General features: G+C 69.5%; 5 protein-coding genes. 4 read left to right on the top strand and 1 reads right to left on the bottom strand.

Annotated features, from left to right (window positions below; translation table 11 throughout):
- Positions 1 to 322 precede the first annotated feature (322 nt).
- The 3 genes from VA603_RS09655 to VA603_RS09645 all read left to right on the top strand — a co-directional run bounded on the left by VA603_RS09655 (position 323) and on the right by VA603_RS09645 (position 3061).
- Positions 323 to 958, top strand: a complete 636-nt coding sequence (locus VA603_RS09655; protein ID WP_323438676.1) for a tetratricopeptide repeat protein — start codon at positions 323 to 325, stop codon at positions 956 to 958.
- A gap of 91 nt (positions 959 to 1049) precedes the next feature.
- The gene (locus VA603_RS09650; RefSeq protein ID WP_323438675.1) at positions 1050 to 1964 is read left to right on the top strand and encodes an AEC family transporter; all 915 of its coding nucleotides are present in this window, start codon (positions 1050 to 1052) and stop codon (positions 1962 to 1964) included.
- A gap of 44 nt (positions 1965 to 2008) precedes the next feature.
- Entirely contained in the window at positions 2009 to 3061 is a 1053-nt protein-coding gene (locus tag VA603_RS09645; RefSeq protein WP_323438674.1) for a hypothetical protein, read from the top strand.
- Between the two features lie 125 nt (positions 3062 to 3186).
- Here the strand turns inward: VA603_RS09645 and VA603_RS09640 are convergent, their stop codons facing one another.
- Entirely contained in the window at positions 3187 to 4668 is a 1482-nt protein-coding gene (locus VA603_RS09640) for an AAA family ATPase (protein WP_323438673.1), read from the bottom strand.
- A gap of 127 nt (positions 4669 to 4795) precedes the next feature.
- Here VA603_RS09640 and VA603_RS09635 point away from each other — a divergent pair.
- A partial coding sequence (locus VA603_RS09635; RefSeq protein ID WP_323438672.1) for a ParA family protein occupies positions 4796 to 5143 on the top strand: 348 nt, incomplete at its 3' end.

The raw sequence follows: 5143 nt of genomic DNA, 5'->3' as shown, positions 1-5143 counted from the left end.
CGGCAGCCGTACCAGTGCCTGTACCCCGCTCAGGTAGATGCGGCCGTCGGTGCGCGTGTACTTGTGGTCCAGCGTGTAGTCGCGGTCGCGGACCCCGATCAGCGGGTCATTGGCGGACGCGGGCGAGGTAAGTTCGGCAGTGCTGGTCATGGCTGGCCCATTGCAAAAAACGGCTGGCGGCTGGCGCCGCTGGCGGCGCGCGTGGCAGCCGGCGATTGTAGCAGTGGCCGTTTCAGCCCCCCCTGCTGCAATCGCACACGGGCCGCCTTGCGGGTTAGGATCGGGGGCTGGATGTGAAAATCGGGATACGGGGATTGCTGTGATGGGGATGATCAGGCGTCTGGTCGCCGGCACCGTGCTGGCCGGGCTGTTGTTTTCCAATGCATGGGCCGAAGGCCTTCCGAAGATCAACGAGTTCTATTTCGACGAGGACACGGCGGCCAAGCCGATCCAGGCGGTGCCGCCGGAGCAGGCCGACGTGGTGGACCAGCTGATGAAGCTGCGCGAGCGCGGCCGCAAGGGGCTGGAAGCGACCGTGCAGCTGGCCAGCATCGCCTATGCCGAGGGCCGCGATGAACTGGGGGCCAAGCTGTACCAGGAAGCCTATGCGACGGTGAGCGAGTCCTCGGTGCAGATGCGCGGCCTGCGCTGGAACCAGGGCTGGGACCTGTATCGCCGGGGCGAGGTCGATGCCGCTCTGGGCCTGTGGACGCGCGCGGCCGAGAGTGCGCGCGGCAACCCCGGCTGGCTGCCGCCGACCCTGGCGCTGGCACTGTGGAAGCAGGGCAACAAGGCCGATGCGCTGGCCTGGTATGCCGCCGCCGTGCGTACCGAGCCCACCCAATGGGGCAGCAGCGCCGAGTTCGCGCGCCTGTTGCCGGCCTGGACCGATGCCGAGCGCGCGCAGCTGGCCGAGGTGCAGCAGGCCTGGGCGGCCAATCCGCCGGTCTGGCCCTGACCACCGCCTAGCCCGCTGGCCGGGCAGCGCTTGACCACATCCGGACGATTGCCGATTCCAATGGCGCGGCCCGGCAGGGCATGCTTGCGGCATGGCTTTCGATGCATTCGCACTGATCTTGGCCATGCTCGCGGTGGGCATGGTCTTCGCACGACGGCGTACCTTCCCGGACAACGCCGCCGACACGCTCAACCGCGTGGTGCTGTACCTGTGCCTTCCCGCCGCGGTGCTCACCTACGTGCCGCGCCTGCAGCTGGACCTGTCACTGGCCGGCATCATCGCCACTCCCTGGCTGTTGATGCTGTTGAGCGTGGGCCTGGTCAGCCTGGCCACGCGCCTGTTCGGCTTCGAGCGGCAGGTGCATGCGGTGCTGCTGCTGTGCGTGGCGTTGTGCAATTCCAGCTTCATCGGCTATCCGATGGTGCGTGCACTGCTGGGCGACCATGCCTTGCCGTACGCCGTGGTCTACGACCAGTTCGGCACCTTCGTGCTGCTCTCGACCTTCGGCCTGTACGTGCTGGCCCGCTACAGCGGCGATGCGCCGCCCACCGCCGGCGAGATCCTGCTGCGCATCCTCCGCTTCCCGCCGCTGTGGGCGCTGTTGTTCGCGGTGACGCTGATGCCGGCCGAGCCGCCGTCGTGGGTCGCCTCGGCCTTGAAGAGCCTGGCCGACGCGATGTTGCCGCTGGTGATGCTGGCGGTCGGCCTCACCATCCAGTTGCGCCTGTCGCGTGCCGAGCTGGCGCCCCTGGCGGTGGGTCTGCTGCTCAAGCTGCTGGTGTTGCCGGCGGTGGCCCTGCCGCTGTCACTGGCCTTTGGCCTGCGTGGTGAGATGCTGCAGGTCAACGTGCTGGAGACGGCCATGCCGACCATGATCACCGCCGCCGCGCTGGCCATCTCGCACCGGCTGGCGCCGCGCCTGGCCGCGGCGATGGTGGGGTATGGCATCGTGCTGTCGCTGGTGACCCTGCCGGCGTGGGTGTGGGTGCTGCATCACCTGGGGTGATGCGCGCACGGCGACGAACTTCAACCCGTTGGGAGGATCAAGGCATGCGTGGACAGGGAATGTGGGCGGCGGTGTTGCTGGTGTTTGCCGGCATGGCCAATGCGCAACCGCCGGCGGAGGAGGAGATCGCACCGGAGCAACTGCTGGCGCGGATCGAGGCCCAGAACGCCGCACGCCTGCAACTGGCCCGCGGGCTGGCGGCCACCGGTGAGCCGCGCAAACTGTATGCCGCCTCCCTGCTGGTGCCAATGCGCATGGACCTGGCGAGCAAAGGCCTCAAGCGCGAGCCCGAAGCCGACGCCTGGCTCGCGCAGGCCATTGCGTCCGGCAGCACGCAGCCGCTGATCGCGATGGAAGCCGTGCGGCGTTGCATCGGGAAGGACGCCTGCGCCATTGATGCCGCGGTGCAGACCTTGCAGGGGGACGGTGCCGCCGATGCCGGTTCGCAACTGCTGCTGAAGCGGCTGGCCGAACACCGCAAGGACGCTGCCCAGGCCGCGCAGGCGTGGCAGCGGGCGACGCAGGCCACGCGTTACGGTGACTCGCTGGCACAGCTGGTGGGCTTGCTGGATGAAGCCACGCGCGACATGCCATGGCCGGTATCCGATGCCGCGCGCGCGGCCGAATGGGAGCAGCGCAATGGCGGCAGCTATGCCGACCAGGAGCGCGCGATCACGTTGTTCGGCATCGCCGCGACGGTGTGGATGCCGGAGCTGAAAACGGCCTTCGACGCGTGCCCGAAGGACATCGGTGAGCCCGCGAGGAGGCAGGCGTGCGAACGCGTGTTCTCGGTGATGGCCGACAGCACCTCGAACGCGGTGGCACAGGCCGGTGCCCGATGGATGTTCGAAGCCAGCGCGGGCACGCCCGCGCAGGCACGGTGGGAGGCGCGCCGGCGCCTGCTGGCGTGGATCAGCATCCGTGCCAGCGGCGTGCTCGGATCGGAAGAGGGCACCGCGCCCAAGGTGAGCCCCGCCGACTACATGCGCTGGATCGGTGATGACGGGGAACTGCCGGCCATGCGCCGCCTGCTGGCCGTGCATGGCATCGCCGCCGAGCCGCCGGCGGACTGGCAACCGCCGTCCACGCCCCAGTGAGGCGAAGCCTGCCTGTGGCATCGGCAAAGCCGGAGACGGTCAGGTTCGCCGGCGGTTGGTGATGGGTGGGCGAACGTTTCCCGGGCGTGCCGTGCTTACCCGGGTCAGGTGATGCATGCCGCGGCTCAATCGGCCGGCACGGTGCGCTCGCGCGCCCAGTCGCGCAGCGACTGCACCTGTTCGGCCATCAGCACCGACAGCGGCCGGGTGTTGCGGATCTCGGCCATCAGCAGCTCGGTGTCCAGCGGGCGCTGCTCGGCGTGCGCGGCATACAGCCCGGCGACCACCGCCTGTTCGATCTCGGCACCGGAGAAGCCCTCGCTGGCCGCCGCCAGGGCGGGCAGGGCGAAGGCTTCCGGGTCCAGCTGGCGGCGTTGCAGGTGCAGCTGCAGCAGCTCCACGCGCACGTCCGGGGCCGGCAGGTCGACGAAGAAGATCTCGTCGAAGCGGCCCTTGCGCAGCAGTTCGGCCGGCAGCTCGTGCACCTGGTTGGCGGTGGCGACGATGAACACCGGCGCCTTGCGCTCGGCCAGCCAGGTCAGCAGGTAGCCCAGCACCCGGCGCGACACGCCGCCGTCCTCGCCGTTGCTGGCCAGGCCTTTCTCGATCTCGTCGATCCACAGTACGCACGGGGCCAGCTGCTCGGCCGAGGTCAGCGTCTCGCGCAGGTTCTTCTCGGTCTCGCCGTGGTACTTGTTGTACAGCGTGCCGAAATCCAGCCGCAGCAACGGCACGCCGAAGCCGGCGGCGGTGGCCTTGGCCAGCATCGACTTGCCGCAGCCCTGCACGCCCAACAGCAGCATGCCCTTGGGCGGGTCCAGCCCCGGCGGGGCGTTGCCGGAGACGAACACCGCCCGGCGCTGCTCGATCCAGCGCTTGAGCCGGCGCGCGCCGGCCACCTCGTTGAAGCGCGCCGAGTCGTACTCGTAATGCAGGTTGCCGCTGCGGTTGAGCAGCTCGAACTTGAGCTTGGCCAGCTGTGGCAGGTCGTCGGCCTGCAGCGCGCCGTCCTCGTAGATCAGCTGGCGGGCGATGCGGCGGGCGTCGGTCATGCTCAGCCCGCGCAGGTTGCGCAGGATCTGCTGCACCGCGTCCTGGTCGGCCTCGACCCGGCGCCCGCCGTTGTCCCTGGCGTAGCTGGCCGCCTCCTCGCGCAGCATCTTCAGCAGCGCGTTGGCGTCGGGCAGGCGCGGGTTGAAGCGGGTGGCCAGGGCCTCCAGCTCCGGCGGCAGCTCGACCTTGGCCCCGACCAGCACCAGCACGTGTGGCTGGCTGTGGCGGCGCTGGACGATGTCGCGCAGCAGCCGCTGGTGGCTGGCGTAGCCCAGGTAGGGGTGGAAATCGAGCAGCAGGTAGATGCCGCGCTGCTCGGCCTCCTGGATCATCCGCAGCACCGAACTGGCGTCGGGCGGGCCGAACGCCTCGTCCTCGCGGTCCATGTCGATCCGGCGCAGGCCCTCGGTGATCGACCAGCGGTACAACGCCCGCCAGACGTGCATCAGCGCCTGCCGGAACAGCTCCACGACCCGCGACTCATCCTGGGTCTGGATGACGATCAACGGCGTGTTGGCGCGGATCAGCGCGGTCAGGTCCTGCAGTTCGCTCATGGTGGTTCCATCCCGGGGGCGACACGATAGCAAAGCCGGGCCCCGGGGCCGACCCTCACCCGGTGACTACCTTTGGTCATGCAACGCGGTGTACGCTGCGGGAACGTTCCGCGGAAACGAGGCGTGCATGAAGACGATCCTGGTAGCCGGCTCCAAGGGCGGTGTCGGCAAGACCACCATCGCCACCCACCTGGCCGCGCATTCGGCCCTGGCAGGCCATGCCACGGTGATTGCCGATGCCGATCCGCAAGGCTCCAGCAGCCGCTGGGCCGAGCGCCGGGCCATGCTGGACAGCGCCGTGCTGCCGGTCGACGTGCACCGCAAGAAGAACTGGGAAAAGCTGATCCCCGACGGCACCGAGCAGGTCATCATCGATGCCCCCGCCGGCGCCTACGGCGAGGACCTGGAGCGCTTCACCGACATCGCCGACGCGGTGGTGGTGCCGGTCCTGCCCTCGGCCCTGGACATCGAGGCC

The organism is Stenotrophomonas capsici (genome assembly GCF_034961085.1).
GTDB classification, from domain to species: domain Bacteria; phylum Pseudomonadota; class Gammaproteobacteria; order Xanthomonadales; family Xanthomonadaceae; genus Stenotrophomonas; species Stenotrophomonas capsici.
This window is presented reverse-complemented; position numbering and strand designations above follow the sequence as displayed.

Coding starts and splice junctions, on each gene's coding strand:
- VA603_RS09655 (WP_323438676.1), top strand. CDS start 323: ATGGGGATGATCAGGCGTCTGGTCGCCGGCACCGTGCTGGCCGGGCTG.
- VA603_RS09650 (WP_323438675.1), top strand. CDS start 1,050: ATGGCTTTCGATGCATTCGCACTGATCTTGGCCATGCTCGCGGTGGGC.
- VA603_RS09645 (WP_323438674.1), top strand. CDS start 2,009: ATGCGTGGACAGGGAATGTGGGCGGCGGTGTTGCTGGTGTTTGCCGGC.
- VA603_RS09640 (WP_323438673.1), bottom strand. CDS start 4,668: ATGAGCGAACTGCAGGACCTGACCGCGCTGATCCGCGCCAACACGCCG.